The following is a 16,385-nucleotide window of genomic DNA, read 5'->3' as shown; positions in this document are numbered from 1 at the left end:
CGTAACACTCTTTCTTCATTTCTTCGAAGGAAGTGTGAACATCCCATTAGCGAACCGGACGTCTGTCCGCACATTCATAATCTGCACAGTAGTTTCCAAATTTTGTTGGTCAACAATTGTCCACTGTCGCAAAGCAGAGCCTTTAGAATCAAAAACCATCCTTATTTGCCCTGCCCCAATCGTCTGATCACGCAAAACAATCGTCACGGCCCCAGGATCTTCGCGAAAGGCCAACAAACGCCCAGAAGATACATCAATTTTATCATCCAACAGAAATTTCATTGGCGTTTGCGAAAGTTGTGAAAAGTTCCAAGTATTCAAAGCTCGATTGTTAATGCCCACAAATTGACCATCTGCAATAATCTGTAAAGGCATTTTCTTGTAAATAAAACGAATTTTCCCTGGACGCTCTAGATAAAACGTTCCTTGAGTCATCTTTCCCTTTGGACTAAATTGAATAAAATCACCTGTCATTGTTTTGATTGCCGCAAAATGGTTCACAACATTCTGCGCCTTTGCCACTTTATTAGAGGCTTGCGAAAAAGCAGGAAAAGTTAAACACCAAAAGACAATAATCCCCACAAACCCAAAGACTCTTCTTTGCGACAAAAAAGACGTTTTCATAAAAAATGCTCCCAAGCAATACTTAATTGGCTTTATAATTCATAACTTAAGTAATCAACGACGAATAAATACCCTTCTTTATAAGATAAAGATATTGTTTGAAAAAAATATCAAAAGATTTTTAAAAGTATTCTTCTTCGACAATCTCCAAAACTTTTCGCTTACCCATATCATTCGCTGGACTAATAATGATGCCTTCTTCTTCTATCCTTTCGATCAATGTGGCGGTACAGTTATAACCAATGCCTAAACGACATTGAATATAAGAAGTTGAAGCCTTACGATCACGAAGCATAATAGCAACAGCTTGACAATAGGAATCATCTGCTAAAGAAAAAGCTAAAGAAACATCCTTTTTTATTTCTTGCGATATCGTTTCCAAATAATCAGTCTGCGTTTAAGTTTCCGAAAGCATCCAATTTTCCCGCTTTTCTAAACGCATAATATATTCTTTTCCACCCCTAATCTATGAAGCAACATAAATTATAGTCAAGACATAATGGATTAAGGACTAAACATATTACTCGCAAACCTGAAAGCTCTTTTAAGTATCAAAAATACTTTTTTGACTTCCTTCTCGCCCAAAAGAATAAAAAATTTCATCAGAACCGCTCTGTAAACAGTTTGGAGTTTAGCAAATTTCACTTAGCTTCCCACCCCATATAATTCATTTATATTAAAACTCGAGAGATCAGCCTTGCCCTAAATATTTAGAGCGCACTTAAAAAGACACTAAAATATCAAGTCTTACATGCTTTTACACCCCTATACTCGCAATAACATTATTTTATACCAAGATATTGATTTATAATAATTTATCTTTTTAACTTAAATCATAACGCCAAATACAATAAGATTCTTTCATCACATACTCTCTCATATTGAATCAATTCAAATCATTTTCTTGCACGTTACAAGCAAGGTTGGTGTATGGATAAAAGTTATATAAGATAAAGAATCCCCTTATAAGGAGTCTCAAGTACCAAAGAGCTATCGCAAATTGAGAGCTGGTATATGAAAATGCAGACTTTCTACGATACAATAGGGTAAACACTTGTTTTACAAGGTATTATAAAAAACAACTATCAAGATTTTTCAAAAGCGCTCTTCTTCAGCAGGCACTAAAATTTCTCGTTTCCCTGCGTGATTTGCTGGACTAATGATACCTTCTTCTTCCATCCTCTCAATCAATGTCGCAGCACGGTTATAACCAATGCCTAAACGGCGTTGAATATAAGAGGTCGAGGCCTTACGATCACGAAGCACAATAGCAACAGCTTGACTATAGGGATCATCTTCTGAAGGAGAAGACAAAGAAACATCAGCACCATCCTCTTCAACTTCTTGCGTAATTGTTTCTAAATAATCAGGTCGTGCTTGCGCTTTGAGATGCGCAACAACCTGCTCCACTTCATTATCCGCAACAAAAGGCCCATGCACACGCTGAATACGTCCTCCTCCCATCATAAAGAGCATATCTCCTTGTCCCAATAATTGCTCAGCTCCCTGTTCGCCTAAAATTGTTCGGCTATCAATTTTGGAACTCACAGAAAAAGAAATGCGTGTAGGAAAATTGGCTTTGATCGTACCAGTAATAACATCGACGGAAGGACGCTGTGTCGCCATAATTACATGGATACCGGCAGCACGTGCCATTTGTGCTAAACGTTGAACCGCTCCTTCAATATCTTTCCCAGCAACCATCATCAAATCAGCCATTTCATCAATAATGACAACAATATAGGGCATAGGACTAAAATCAAGTGTTTCCGTTTCATAAAGAGGCTCACCGGTCTCGCGATCAAATCCAACTTGAATTGTCCGCACCATTGTCTCTCCCTGACTTGCAGCTTCTCTAAGACGCGCATTAAACCCATCAATATTACGAACGCCTAGTTTTGACATTTTACTATAGCGCTCTTCCATTTCACGAACAGCCCACTTTAAAGCAATGACGGCTTTTTTAGGATCTGTCACCACCGGTGTTAATAAATGAGGAATGCCATCATAAACCGAAAGTTCAAGCATTTTTGGATCCACCATAATGAGACGACATTGCTCAGGTGTCATCCGATAAAGCAGAGATAAAATCATTGTATTGATAGCAACAGACTTTCCCGATCCTGTTGTACCAGCAACCAAAAGATGAGGCATTTTTGCTAAATCTGCAATAACAGCTTCTCCCCCGATTGTCTTACCCAAAGCAAGTCCTAGCTTTGCTTTGCTGTCAATAAATTCTTGCGCCTGCAACATTTCTCGTAAATAAACCATCTCACGCTTTGCATTAGGCAGTTCTATTCCAATAACATTACGTCCTGGAACCACCGCAACACGAGCCGAAATCGCACGCATCGAGCGTGCAATATCATCTGCCAAACCAATGATACGGGAAGACTTAATGCCAGCAGCCGGTTCAAATTCATACAAAGTTACTACCGGTCCAGGACAAGCATCTATAATTTTTCCTTTTACCCCAAAATCTAACAAAACCCCTTCAAGCTCCTGAGAATTTGCTCTTAAAACAGCAGGAGAAAGTTTTGCATCCCTAACAGACGGTGGTGGAACCGAAAGATAATCTACAAGTGGAAGAACAAAGCCACCATTTGAAGAAGCTGTTAAAGACTTTCGATTTTTAACAGGAGAAACATAAGCTTTATTTTGATTTTCCTCACGCTTTACTTTTTCACCTAAAAAAGTTGGCTCAATCCGATCAAATGGCTTTCCTTGCCCTTTACTCTGAAAACGCCTTTTGAAACAGAATAAACGAAAAAAACGCGCTTGTAAAAAATAAAAAAGATGCAAAAGAGCGCCACAAGTTGTCGCAAAAAAACCATGATTTTCACGATCCTCCTCTGCGGCATATTCCGTATCTTCTTCCAACTCAAAGACTGGATTAATGATTTCGTCTTTTGGAATGTTTTTTTCTTTTCTTTTCTTTGTTCGACGCCGCCATATTACATTACCAGCAAAAGCAGCGGTGAAAAAACCTAAAAGAATAAAAACAACACTGAAAAACACCGTGTAAGGAGGAGAAAGAAAAAGAGGAAAGACTGAAGAAGCAACACTTAAAACTTTATCTCCTAAAACCCCTCCCAATCCCATTGGCAATGGCCAATAAGTAAAAGAAGCAATAGGTGACATAAGAGCAAAAGCAATTAAAAAACAAATCGTTGATAGCACCCATAAAAAAAAGCGCAAAGTCAAATTGTAGATATTCTTTTGCGCCAACAAGAGAAAAGACCAAAATAACGGTGGCAACAAAACAGAAAGACTTGCCAAGCCAAAAAACTGCATAATAAAATCTGAAAAAATTGCCCCCATCCACCCCATAAGGTTTGTAACCTCATTTGTACTTGCATGAGTTAAAGATGGGTCCGCAACATTCCACGTCGCCAAAGCAAACACACAAAAAATAATAAAGCCCAAAAGCCCGAGCCCAATAAATACTCCTATCTGACGCAAAAACATCTCAATAAGACGCGAACCTTGAGAATTTCGCACTTCTAATGAATCATAAGGAGAAGAACTTCGGTGCATCTATCAATTCCAAATACAAAACTTTCATATTTTAAAGAGTTATAACTCCCTCTCTCTCTTAAAAAAGGATGAAGCTTAAACTCTGTACCAATTTGTAAACAAATAGCCTGTAAACAATCCGACTTCTTATCTAGCGCGTTCTACCTTCTAACCACTTCATATCATTCATATACCACCACCCTAAGAGATAATCCTTCATAAGGCGCACAAAAAGCTCTCCCTGAATATTTATCACACGATCAACCAAAAAACACCTTATGTGTAAAGTGTTACATGGGTGCTATAGGCACCTTCTTAAAAAAATAATATTTTTTACGCTACATCATGATAATGGCGAAATATGAATACTGTTTTAACCATCACGAATGACCACAATTTTTATCTATTTTTATCTATCATACTAACGAAATGTCCCCCTTCAGGACAAGCATACTGAAGTAACTCACACAACTTAAAAAAATACACGACCATCTTTGTTTATTTTTAGTTTTCTTTTTTATCAACCAAGTGTAAAAAGAATTGAAGAAGATATTTAAAAAAGCTTATCCGATAAATCTGTAAGATGAATCACATAAATGATTAAGCAGAAAAACTCTGAAAAACCAATATGTTATCAGATTGGCGTTAAAAAGAAATCTCGTTTTTGTAAAGCAGAGAGAAAAGTAAAAGTTAAGATATTTTAGGCAATGTAAAAAGATATTCTTTTTAAAAGAAAGCAAACTATAAACAATGGAAGAAGTATTGTGTGTTCTAATCGCAATAAAAATGTACAACCCAATAAAAAAATTAAATCTCATAAAACTAAACAATGTGATCTGCTCATTGCAGGAGGGGCGGCTGTCGGTTTAGCCCTAGCGATAGCACTCAAGCAAACAGCCCCTAATCTGAAAATAAAAATCGTTGATGCTGCTCCACAAGGAGATACCCCTGCTTCTAACATACGAACCATTGCCCTTGCTGCTGCTTCTATTCGTATGTTAAAACAATTACAATGTTGGAAATCTGTAAAACCCTATGCGCAACCCATTCATTCAATGATCATCACAGATACAAGCACAAATGATCCGGTCAAACCCACTCTTTTAACCTTTGAAGGCGACATTAATCCCGGTGAGCCCTTTGCTGCCATGGTAGAGCATAGAGAACTCATCAATACTTTAAAAAAACGTGTCAAAGATCTCAATATCCCTGTTATTACAAACACACGTGTCATTGATTTTCATCAAGAAGACCAACATACAACCGTCACTTTAAATAATGAAGAGGTTTGGCAAACAAAATTGCTTATTGCAGCTGACGGAGCCCATTCGAAATTACGCCAAAAAGCAGGTCTTAAAAACTTTTCTCATCCCTATAAACAAACAGCAATCATCTGCACAGTTGAACATGAAAAACCCCATAATGGTCAAGCAATTCAACATTTTTTACCTGCCGGTCCTTTTGCTCTTCTCCCTCTTAAAGGCAACCGATCCGCCATTGTGTGGAATGAAGATCATAAAACTGCGCAATATTATCTCAAAGCGGATGCACTTATTTTTGAAACAGAACTCGAAAGACGTATTGGCCATCGATTAGGCAAACTCTCTTGGAATGGCGAACGTCAAGCTTTTCCTTTGAGCCTTTCTTTAACACGTCAATGCGTTAAACCACGTTTTGCTCTCGTTGGCGATGCCGCCCATACCATCCACCCCATTGCAGGACAAGGACTCAATTTAGGATTACGCGATAGCGCTGCGCTGGCTGAAGTGATTATTGAAACAGCACGACTAGGTCTTGACATTGGCTCTCTCACAGCTTTAGAGCGCTATCAAAGCTGGAGACGTTTTGAAATTGTCCGTATGGCTTTAAGCAATGATTGGCTTAATAAACTCTTTTCTAATGATAGCCTTCTTTTACGGATGCTCCGCGATACCGGCCTTGGAATCATTAATCAAGCGCCAAAAATAAAAAAATACTTCATTCAAGAAGCTGCCGGACTCACTCCAAATGCCCCACGTCTTCTACACGGCTTCCCACTTTAAGCGAAAATTCATACTATTTCACTTTTTTTACAACCTTTGCCTTCCTCCTTTAAAGAACAAAAAATTCCTATCTCATCCAATCTGTTTACAAACCGGATTCCTGTCGAGTAATTTTTTCTTGACTTCCTCCCCCCATATTTCACTCAACATAAGACTCGACAAGCAAGCTACATTCTAAGAATATTCACCATGCACTGAAAAAAACGTTTAATGTCTCAAAGAGGTTACCTTATATCACCACTTAAAAGAAGCCATTTCACAGCATAACAAAATAAACAAGACTTTTTAGTACACAACACTTTTATTTATAATAATAAATTCATTGTTCTCATATTGAGTGAAAAGTCTAAAGATCATAAAATACCCTTGTTTCAAATCTCTCTCATGTTGAAGCAATCAAAATCATTCGCTTGCACATCACAAGTGAGAGTATCGTATAAATAAAAACAATTAAACAAAGCAATACAAAGACTCCCTCTCTCAAGGACTAAGGACTTTAGCAACATTGGAGGCGAGTAAAGTGTATAATGGCACCGGCATACACTTTTTATCGAAGTAAAAATGGTGGTGTACAATGGATTTTATATGATCATAGGGACTTTTACGTTATACTATTCAAGAAAAGCGCCATAAAATAAGCTTAATTTCATTGAAAAATTTTTCTTTTAAAAAAGCACGTAAATTGGAAACATAAATGTATTCGGTTTGGGACATTCTGCTTCTCAGACAAACTCTTTAACTTATTGTGGAATGCCACACGACTTTAGAAAAAATATTCCAATATATAAAAAGTGTTCCGTACACTATACCGTCACACACAATTGTAAACCTGCATATCACCCCCTATTTCACACCATAAAAGAAGATAAACCGCAATAGAAATGATCCAATCCTTTTATTTTCAAATACGCTCTTTATTCATTATTCATAAACGCTCATAAATGAATTTTAATCACAAACGCTCAGAAATATGTCATAAATTCTATAAAACCCATAACAGCCATAAAAATTTTCCATTTTTCTACATACTCACTCATCTCAACTAAACGAACGATAAATAAAGTAAATGCCTCATATATAATCTTACAGAAAAAGACCAAACAAAATCTATAACATCAGGCTTGTTCTAAAAAACAGTATTTCAAAAATATAAGTATGCTAATTTATTAACATATTAATTGCTAAAATTATCATTTTACATATTGAGTTAAAATCCCTATGCAATAAATTATTGTCATTTCGACCATTTTTGTAAAGAATCAATAAAACTATAAAAAGAAGTAAAATATCCCGCTCTCTCAAATGCCAAAAGCAATTACAATATTCCTAATCTGGCATCATCATTATGCTTGCCAGATTATAATAACAAGACTTTTTGCATTTAAATAAACTTTTTCACGCTCCCTATCATTGTATTTGGTAACTCAATACTTTAATATATTCGTTCAGTATGTTTATACAATCAAATTACCCAAAAGAGCATACTTCTTGCATTTACATTCCTTGGTATTCCCTTATCTTGTAAATATCGCATACGTGTTACGTTACTTCGAGTTCATCAAGTGTATACCCATTCTCCAACCACTCTTTAATCCACTTAGGTCTACGTCCACGCCCATTCCATAATTCCCATTGGTTATTGGGATTTCTATAATGGCGCTCTTTGCTCACAAGATCAGCGATATCAATTCCATGGGCATTAGCAATTTCAAGAATTTTTCGTCGCGCATTTTGCTTTTCCTTTGCTTGCCGTTTTTTTAATTCCACATCGATTTGTGTACGCATCTCTTGTAGTTCATCAAAATTCATATTTTTGAGATCATTCACCTTAATTACTCCCCTTGCAAAAAAAGAATTTCTTTTTGTCATATTTTAAACACAATTATAGACAATTTCTGTCCATTTATTATCGAAATTAAAATTACGATACATATATCATTTTGACGGAGATGTGCTTTGAGCCACAAAGAACTGTTTATTGGTATATCAATTACCGCCACTGCATCTTTTTTCAGTTCAGTTATTGGAACTACTAAATGCAGTGCTCAAACACCATCGCACCTCTCTGACTCTTATGAATCAGTAGTCAAAAGTAAATATAAATCGTCACTCTATAAGTTATGGCAATGCGCAACAAAGAACAAGCCCTCTCTGTATAATGATAGTGTAGTTCATTATGACAGGAAAACCTCCCTTCATACACAACGGCTTTTTACTTCGTATAAATTTTTTTTGAAAAGATTTTTGCAACTAGAGAATTATATAAAACAAGCAGCTTCAATACAGTATCAAAGATTATTATTTTTTAAAAGCAACGCCTTTCTTCGTGATTCCAATAATATTGGTTGGCGTAATGTGCTCTATTTTATTCCACACTTTTATCTTGTTAGTTGGATATTCGCATATATTAGAAATATTCTTAGAAGAGAACAAAGCAATAATCACAAGGAATATTCTGAGCTAAACAATCTCATTCTGCAAATTTATAAAATCAAAAGACAACGAGAAAAAGCACAACACAGAATTAGCATTTGTATTAATAAAATTCTTCATAATAAGGTGTGTTGCTAATGATTGTTCCAGATTTCACATTTTTTGCTGCTGCATACATATCCAATATGCCTCCCATGACATTTTCAGTTGTTGCCGAACAAGAAACGCGGGACAATATCTATGTAACAGATGATAAAGATAACTTGTTCTATCAATCATCTCAGTTTAAGGAAACAATCGCAACAGTTAAACAGAGCGAACATAATTTTAACATAATTTTAGGGCAAATTGATGTTGGAAATGTGAAATTGTTTTCTCTTTTTGATGCGTTTGATTTTTGCAGAAATATTACAGCTGTACAAAGCGCTTTAACTTACTGCTATGAACAAACAACATCAAAGTGCATCTTTGAAAAAGCGACTTTGCAGTCTGTGCTGAATTTTTACAATACAGAAAACTCAAACCATACCCGTATGCAAAAAATTACTTCATATATTGGAGTAAAAGCTGCTGTACGAGGAAATGAAGGCTTGCAGGAGCCTATAAAGCTTAAAAAAGAAGAACCAGAACAGACAACTAAAGTAGATTCTCTTCCTCTCTCTTCAAAAGGAGAGGAAGATGCATTTACACATAAAGAAAGTAGCGCCCACGATGCTTTTTCAGCTGAAGATTTTTCTTCATCGAGAAGATCGCTGAGTGATGACTGATATTTTCACGAAACCCCAGAATTTTGATAGGATATTATAATGAAAAGTAGATAAGAAAATGTTAAAGCTCTAATTAGTAAGATTGAACAAAATCTCTTCTAATTGAGGGCAAAGATAATGAAAATGATAGAACAAAACAGCGTTGATATAGCATTTAGTCAAAAAGCAGCACGTGAGATTACAGTCGTGATGCTTTCAGAAAGAGAATGGTATTTCACGTTTATTTCCGATGATCCAATCACCGGAAAGCCAAATAAATATACGTTACTTACACAAAGAGGAAAACTAAGAACTTGGGCTGATCCAAAATATCTTTTTAAGTTTCTTCATGAACGAGGGGTCATTTGTGGGAGTTTTAATCTTAATCAGGATAAAGAACATGAAACAATTAAATATTCTTCACACAACAGCTCGTAATAAAATTGCTGTGTTTTCTGCAGCTTTAACTGTATTTTCTATGGCCAATCCTGTGTTAGCCCAAGCAGTAGCTTTAGAGCCTGCAAACAAAGCTTTAACTGCACTTCAAACAGACTTGAAGCTACTTATCCCCATCGCCGCTGCTGTTATACTTTTGTGTTTAGCAATTGCTTATGCAGGGCGCTACATCGGAAAAGATACATTTGTACGATGGGCGATCGGCGTCGTTGTCGCTGGTTCAGCAAGTGAACTTGCCGGTTTATTATTTAAAGGTGCATAAATCTTTTAAAATATGAATTTTTGTAGTGAAAGAGATTTTGCATTTCAATGCTCTCATTGCATATTAATGAAATTATTTATTATTTTGTAGAAAAGCTATTTATGGTAAAATAAATGAGACTAAATATGAGAAAATTACTTAATTTCCAATTAAAAAATAATAATAAAATTATCGCGATTTCTGCGGCTTTAACTGTATTTTTTATGAGCAATCCTGTATATGCTCAAGTGAAATTAACAAATGCAAAAACTGCTTTAGAGGCGCTTCGAGATGATTTAAAAACGCTTACCCCTATCGCTGCTGCTGTTATACTTTTGTGCTTAGCAATTGGTTACGCGGGACGTTACATCGGAAAAGATACATTTGTACGGTGGGGGATCGGTGTCGTTGTCGGTGGTTCAGCAATTGAACTTGCCAGTTTATTATTTAAAGGTGCATAAATCTTTTGAAATATGAATTTTTTTAGTGAAAGAGATTTTGCATTTCAATGCTCTCATTGCATATCAATGAAATTATTTATTATTTTGTAGAAAAACTATTTATGGTAAAATAAATGAGACTAAATATGAGAAAATTACTTAATTTCCAATCAAAAGGTAAAAACAAAGTTGCAGTAATCTCTGCAGCTGTAGCTACGTTTTTTATAACGCATCCTGCATATGCAGTGCTAGAACATCCTAACAAAGCTTTAAAGGCTCTGCAGGATGATCTTACTGCTAATATTATTCCTGTTGCTGCGGCTGTTATACTTTTATGCTTAGCCATTCTCTATGCTGGACGTTACATCGAAAAGGATACATTTATACGATGGGCAATCGGCGTTGTCATTGCTGGATCTGCAACACAGCTTGCTAAGCTATTGTTCACGGGTCAAGTTAATTAAAATTGAAGATAACAACATACAATATGAAATGTTATTTATAACCTTAATGAGAGAAATATGCAAAAAATAATTACCTTCCAGTCAAAGAACAATAACAAAATCATCACATTTTCTGCAGCTATAACTGTGTTTTTTATGAGCAATCCTGTGTTTGCTCAAAAATTAACAACCGCAAAAACAGCTTTAGAAGAACTCCAGAAAGATCTTACTGCTAATATTATTCCTGTTGCTGCTGCCGTTATACTTTTGTGCTTAGCAATTCTCTATGCAGGACGTTACATTGAAAAGGATACATTTATACGATGGGCGATCGGCGTCGTTGTCGCTGGATCTTCAGTGCAACTTGCTAAGCTGTTGTTCACGGGTCAAGTGTAAGTCTTTAAACACATAATGTTTCTAATAAGAATTTATGTTTGATAAATTTAAACATATTATGTGATATTTCGTTTGTATTAAGAAATACAGAGTATTTATAAGAGTAATATATGAAAAAATTAATTAATCTCAAATTAAAAAATAATAACAAAGTTATCGCAATTTCTAAAGCTATAAGCGCCTTTTTTATAACGCATCCTGTATATGCAAATGCAAAATTAGATCCCGCTGCAAAAGCTTTAGGGGCTCTAAAAACAGATCTTATTGATCACATTATTCCTGTTGCTGCTGCTGTTATACTTTTGTGCTTAGCAATTGGCTACGCAGGCCGCTACATAGGAAAGGATACATTTGTACGATGGGCGATTGGCGTTGTCATCGCAGGCTCAGCAACCCAACTTGCCACTTTGTTATTTACAGGTAAGTAATGAATCTGTATAATACAAAATGTATTTAAAATAGGAATTTAATGAAAGTAAAATATGCAAAAATTAATTAATGTCCAATCACAAAATAACAACAGAATCATAGTAATTTCTGCAGTTATAAGCGCTTTTTTTATAACGCATCCTGTATATGCAAATGCAAAATTAGATCCCGCTGCAAAAGCTTTAGGGGCTCTAAAAAAAGATCTTATTGATCACATTATTCCTGTTGCTGCTGCTGTTATACTTTTGTGCTTAGCAATTGGTTACGCAGGCCGCTACATAGGAAAGGACACATTTGTACGATGGGCGATTGGCGTTGTCATCGCAGGCTCAGCAACCCAACTTGCTACTCTGTTATTTACAGGTAATTAATGAGTCAGTATAATACGTAATGTTTTTAATATCCATCGACTATAGGCTTGTACCAGTAATAATGTCGTTCATACTGCAAAAAAGGAATTTTATTGATAGCAATTTTAATTAAAAGGGGATAAAAAATATGAAGAAATTAAATACGCTTCGAGTAAAAGCATACAACAAGATTAGTGTTGTTTTTATCACTTCAATGATGTTATTAATAACACAATCTTCATATGCTCAAACAGAAACAAAGAGCTTAGATGTTTTCATAGGGATGCAATATGGATTAAGTATACTTATTCCTGTCGTTGCTGCCATAATTCTTTTATTACTTTTGCTTATTTATATATTTCGCATCATTGCAAAAGCTACATTTATACGATGGGCATTCAGCGTCATTATTGCTGGTGCAGCCTTCTATATTAGCCACATATTATTTCACCTCCAGTGATAAGAGCACCCCATGAAATCAGAAGAAAAAAAAGAATTCCCCCTATTCAAAGGAGCAACACGTGTTCCAACGATTTGGGGTGTACCCATGATGCCATTCATTGTTATGGTTATGGGGGTCGCTGTTATTGCCATGACAGTAAGTATCTTTTTATGGATTATAGCTCCACCATTATGGTTCATTATGGTGCAAATCACTAAAAACGATGATAAGGCGTTTCGTATCTGGTGGTTATGGATCGATACTAAATTTCGCAATCGCAACAAAGGTTTTTGGGGAGCATCAAGTTATAGTCCCTCTGATTATAGTAAAAGGAGATAAACATGACAGCTGTTGAAAGCAGCAAACGCCTTGCATCAGAGGCACCTGTAAGCCTGTTTCTGCCTTATTCACATCATATTACAGATACGATTATTTCTACTAAAAATGCGGAATATTTGTCAATTTGGAAAATTGACGGGCGTTCGCATCAAAGCGCTTCAGAAGAAGATATTTTTCAATGGGTAAAAGAGCTTAACAATACTCTACGGGGGCTTGCATCGGCCAATTTATCATTTTGGGCACATATTGTGCGTCGCCGTGTTTATGAATATCCTGATTCAACATTTGATCAAATGTTTTGTTATCAGCTTGATGAAAAATATCGACAAAGCTTTACTGGTTATAATTTGATGGTCAATGATTTATATCTGACTGTCATTTTTCAACCGATAGCGGATAAAATTATGTCATTCTTTTCTAAGCATGAACGTGAAACACTTGATCAAAAAAAGATGCGACAAGACACATGTATCAAAGAACTCAATGACATCAATCGTACTTTAGGTCAATCTTTAAACCGTTACGGTGCAGAACTTCTTGGTGCTTATGAAAAAAGTGGGCATGCTTATTCTTCTGCACTTGAATTCCTTGGAATGCTTGTCAATGGTGAATATCGCCCTATGCCAATTTGCCATGATCGTTTTGCTGACTATATGTCTGTCAATCGACCTTTTTTCTCAAAATGGGGCGCTCTTGGTGAACTGCGAACAACCAGTGGAATGCGTCGATTTGGAATGCTGGAAATTAAAGAATATGATGCAACAACCAAACCAGGACAATTGAATGTTTTGTTGGAAAGTGACTTCGAGTTCGTATTGACGCAGAGCTTTTCAGTTCTCTCCCGACATGCTGCTAAAGATTATTTACAACGGCATCAGCGTAATCTGATTGATGCACGAGATGTAGCAACGAGCCAAATTGAACAAATTGACGAAGCACTAAACCAGCTTATCAGTGGGCATTTTGTCATGGGAGAACATCACTGCACATTGACGATCTATGGTGATACAATTCAACAAGTTCGCGACCATATGGCCAAAGCAAGTGCAGCATTACTAGATGTTGCGGTACTACCCAAACCTGTAGACTTAGCTATAGAGGCTGGCTATTGGGCACAACTTCCTGGCAATTGGAAATGGAGACCGCGTCCTGCTCCGATTACATCATTGAACTTTTTATCATTTTCATCTTTTCATAACTTTATGTCAGGAAAACCCACTGGCAACCCATGGGGACCAGCCGTCACAATTCTTAAAACAACCAGTAAAACGCCGCTTTATTTCAATTTTCATGCCTCCAAACTTGAAGAGGACTCAACAGATAAACGTTTACTTGGTAATACCGCGCTTATCGGACAATCTGGTTCGGGTAAAACCGTGTTACTCGGCTTTTTGTTAGCACAAGCACAAAAATTTAAGCCGACAACTGTTGTTTTTGATAAAGATCGTGGTATGGAAATTGCCATTCGGGCGATGGGTGGAAAATATTTAACATTCAAGCCAGGCAGAAAAAGTGGTTTCAATCCTTTCCAACTCCCACCCACACAAGAAAATCTTATTTTTCTGAAACAATTTGTTAAAAAATTGGCAGAAGCTGGCGGTGAAGTCACGCATCACGACGAAGAAGAAATTAACAAAGCAGTTATGTCTGTTATGAGTGCTAACATTGACAGATCACTCCGTCGTTTGTCCTTTCTAGTACAATTTTTACCAAATCCACGTTTAAGTGATTATAATGCTCACCCATCTGTTCATGCTCGCTTATTAAAATGGTGTGAAGGTGGTGATTATGGGTGGTTGTTTGATAATCCCCATGATGCTCTTGATCTCTCAACACATCAAATTTACGGTTTTGATATCACGGAATTCTTAGATAATTTTGAAACTCGCACTCCAGTGATGATGTATTTGCTTTACCGCACAGAAGGCATGATTAGCGGACAGCGATTTATGTATATCTTTGACGAGTTTTGGAAGCCTTTGCAAGATCCGTACTTTGAGGATTTAGCGAAAAATAAACAAAAGACTATCCGTAAACAAAATGGTATTTTTGTTTATGCAACACAAGAGCCTAGCGATGCCTTGGAAAGTAATATTGCCAAAACACTCATTCAACAGTGTGCAACTTACATTTTTCTAGCCAATCCCAAAGCAAATTATGAAGATTATACAAAAGGCTTTAAACTAACAGATGCCGAATTTGAACTCGTTAAAGGACTTGGTGAGTTTAGTCGCCAATTCCTCATTAAGCAGGGTGATCAATCTGCGCTTGCAGAACTGAATCTTGGTAAATTCCATCTGACACGCGATGGAAAAACCATCGAACACGACTTTAGTGACGAGCTCTTGGTGTTATCAGGAACGCCTGATAACGCAGAGTTAGCCGAAAGCATTATCGCAGAAGTTGGTGATGATCCAGCAATATGGTTGCCAATTTTCTTACAGCACGCAAAAAATGACAGGAGGGAAACATGAAAAAAAAGGTCATTTCAATAGTAGTTGTAATAACTTTAGGGATTTCAAACCCAGCGATGGCTTGGGTTTGGGGCGCTGGGGCGGCGGATTTGGGAGCATCAGTCCCAACGACGTGGCCCAATTTTTTTGGAAAGTCATCTTCAAATAGATCAAAGCCTAAAAAAACTCCACAGCAAAAGAAAGCGCCACCTGATGCCCAACTTCTCGATATGCTAAAAAAACAACTTGAGGAAACAAAAAAGATACACGAATCTATAACGGGAAGCCAGAAATTCGACACTAAAAAGCTTAAAAATGTACAAACAGATCACAGTAGCTTTTTTCTCAAAAATCCAGAGAATCTCTACAATAGAAATAAAACTTCTGCTCTATCTACATCACTTGAAAATATTTTAAAAGAAGAAGAAATTCCTGTCACTATCCATGAATCTAGCAGTTTTATCAACAAGCGCATCCAATATGCAGCCATCACTGATAAAGCCGTAAGTTTAAAAACTTTTCAAGAAGCAAACAATCGTTTTCAGCAAATTGAAGAACTATTAAAAGAAATCACGACAACAAAAGATCTAAAAAGTATTGCCGAGTTACAAGCACATATAATTGGAATGCTTGCTATGCTACAAAATGAAACAGCAAAACTACAAATGGTTACACATTTACGCAATGCTGAACATACACTTATCAAACAACAGAAAGATAAGCATAACATAAAAATTTTGAATAGTAAAAACACGAAAATGCCTACCATAAGATTTATTAGGTAAAGCTTTTATAATAACGTTTTGTATATTATTTCCCTGTATGCTCGTAAAAAGAAAAAGTTAATGCGTAATACTCGATTCTCTCTCATAGATCAAAAAGGTCTACGAAGTTTAATTTTATCCTTAAAAAGTTCAACGAAAAATGCTTAAAAAGCATATAAAAAGTTGAAAATTCATTAAAGAGGAATTCCATGAACTTTACAGTGTTCACGCAACTTTTCAATAAAATTGATCAGATAACAAAAACATATGT

General features: G+C 36.2%; 16 protein-coding genes and 1 pseudogene. 13 read left to right on the top strand and 4 right to left on the bottom strand.

Translation table 11 applies throughout. The features are described 5' to 3' along the window. Positions 1–15 precede the first annotated feature (15 nt). The 3 genes and pseudogenes from ACFIML_RS05290 to ACFIML_RS05280 form a co-directional block, all read right to left on the bottom strand. Positions 16–624: an outer membrane lipoprotein carrier protein LolA gene (locus ACFIML_RS05290; RefSeq protein WP_375606601.1), complete on the bottom strand. Its 609-nt coding sequence runs from the start codon at positions 622–624 to the stop codon at positions 16–18. A gap of 121 nt (positions 625–745) precedes the next feature. Further along, positions 746–1,012 (bottom strand): annotated as a pseudogene (locus ACFIML_RS05285) (DNA translocase FtsK); the annotation flags it as partial. A 707-nt stretch (positions 1,013–1,719) separates the two neighbouring features. Then, the gene (locus tag ACFIML_RS05280; protein ID WP_375606602.1) at positions 1,720–4,161 is read right to left on the bottom strand and encodes a DNA translocase FtsK 4TM domain-containing protein; all 2,442 of its coding nucleotides are present in this window, start codon (positions 4,159–4,161) and stop codon (positions 1,720–1,722) included. Positions 4,162–4,904: 743 nt separating this feature from the next. Here ACFIML_RS05280 and ACFIML_RS05275 point away from each other — a divergent pair. Continuing rightward, positions 4,905–6,182 (top strand): ubiquinone biosynthesis hydroxylase, encoded by a 1,278-nt coding sequence (locus tag ACFIML_RS05275; RefSeq protein WP_375614525.1) that lies wholly within the window; start codon positions 4,905–4,907, stop codon positions 6,180–6,182. A gap of 1,539 nt (positions 6,183–7,721) precedes the next feature. On the opposite strand, the gene ACFIML_RS05270 is transcribed toward ACFIML_RS05275, so the two are convergent. Continuing rightward, a complete protein-coding gene (locus ACFIML_RS05270; protein ID WP_015857007.1) occupies positions 7,722–8,009 on the bottom strand; it encodes an H-NS family nucleoid-associated regulatory protein in 288 nt (95 codons plus the stop codon). Positions 8,010–8,752: 743 nt separating this feature from the next. Between ACFIML_RS05270 and ACFIML_RS05265 the strand changes: the two genes are divergently transcribed. From ACFIML_RS05265 to ACFIML_RS05210, 12 genes are all read left to right on the top strand, one after another. Then, entirely contained in the window at positions 8,753–9,382 is a 630-nt protein-coding gene (locus tag ACFIML_RS05265) for a TrwN protein (RefSeq protein ID WP_375606604.1), read from the top strand. Positions 9,383–9,499: 117 nt separating this feature from the next. Further along, a complete protein-coding gene (gene korA / locus ACFIML_RS05260) occupies positions 9,500–9,799 on the top strand; it encodes a KorA family transcriptional regulator (protein ID WP_015857010.1) in 300 nt (99 codons plus the stop codon). Next, positions 9,762–10,079, top strand: coding sequence for a VirB2 family type IV secretion system major pilin TrwL (trwL, locus tag ACFIML_RS05255; protein ID WP_375687566.1), 318 nt, complete (start codon positions 9,762–9,764; stop codon positions 10,077–10,079). Before korA ends, trwL (ACFIML_RS05255) begins: the two co-directional genes overlap by 38 nt. 125 nt (positions 10,080–10,204) lie before the next feature. Then, positions 10,205–10,519, top strand: a complete 315-nt coding sequence (trwL, locus tag ACFIML_RS05250) for a VirB2 family type IV secretion system major pilin TrwL (protein WP_375687564.1) — start codon at positions 10,205–10,207, stop codon at positions 10,517–10,519. A 125-nt stretch (positions 10,520–10,644) separates the two neighbouring features. Further along, positions 10,645–10,962 (top strand): VirB2 family type IV secretion system major pilin TrwL, encoded by a 318-nt coding sequence (gene trwL, locus ACFIML_RS05245; protein ID WP_375687562.1) that lies wholly within the window; start codon positions 10,645–10,647, stop codon positions 10,960–10,962. A gap of 57 nt (positions 10,963–11,019) precedes the next feature. Then, a complete protein-coding gene (gene trwL, locus ACFIML_RS05240; RefSeq protein WP_375687560.1) occupies positions 11,020–11,337 on the top strand; it encodes a VirB2 family type IV secretion system major pilin TrwL in 318 nt (105 codons plus the stop codon). A gap of 110 nt (positions 11,338–11,447) precedes the next feature. Then, positions 11,448–11,765: a VirB2 family type IV secretion system major pilin TrwL gene (gene trwL, locus ACFIML_RS05235; protein WP_375687558.1), complete on the top strand. Its 318-nt coding sequence runs from the start codon at positions 11,448–11,450 to the stop codon at positions 11,763–11,765. 54 nt (positions 11,766–11,819) lie between these two features. Next, entirely contained in the window at positions 11,820–12,137 is a 318-nt protein-coding gene (gene trwL, locus ACFIML_RS05230; protein WP_375687556.1) for a VirB2 family type IV secretion system major pilin TrwL, read from the top strand. Positions 12,138–12,264: 127 nt separating this feature from the next. Beyond that, on the top strand, positions 12,265–12,576 hold the full coding sequence (locus ACFIML_RS05225) for a conjugal transfer protein (RefSeq protein WP_375687554.1): 312 nt from the start codon (positions 12,265–12,267) through the stop codon (positions 12,574–12,576). A gap of 12 nt (positions 12,577–12,588) precedes the next feature. Then, positions 12,589–12,897, top strand: coding sequence for a type IV secretion system protein VirB3 (locus tag ACFIML_RS05220; RefSeq protein WP_375655067.1), 309 nt, complete (start codon positions 12,589–12,591; stop codon positions 12,895–12,897). Positions 12,898–12,899: 2 nt separating this feature from the next. After that, the gene (locus ACFIML_RS05215) at positions 12,900–15,371 is read left to right on the top strand and encodes a VirB4 family type IV secretion/conjugal transfer ATPase (protein ID WP_375687552.1); all 2,472 of its coding nucleotides are present in this window, start codon (positions 12,900–12,902) and stop codon (positions 15,369–15,371) included. Further along, on the top strand, positions 15,368–16,135 hold the full coding sequence (locus ACFIML_RS05210; RefSeq protein WP_375617807.1) for a type IV secretion system protein: 768 nt from the start codon (positions 15,368–15,370) through the stop codon (positions 16,133–16,135). Before ACFIML_RS05215 ends, ACFIML_RS05210 begins: the two co-directional genes overlap by 4 nt. The last annotated feature ends 250 nt before the right edge of the window (positions 16,136–16,385 follow it).

This window comes from Bartonella sp. AC62GZZY (assembly GCF_042196525.1).
Classification (GTDB): Bacteria; Pseudomonadota; Alphaproteobacteria; order Rhizobiales; family Rhizobiaceae; genus Bartonella.
This window is presented reverse-complemented; position numbering and strand designations above follow the sequence as displayed.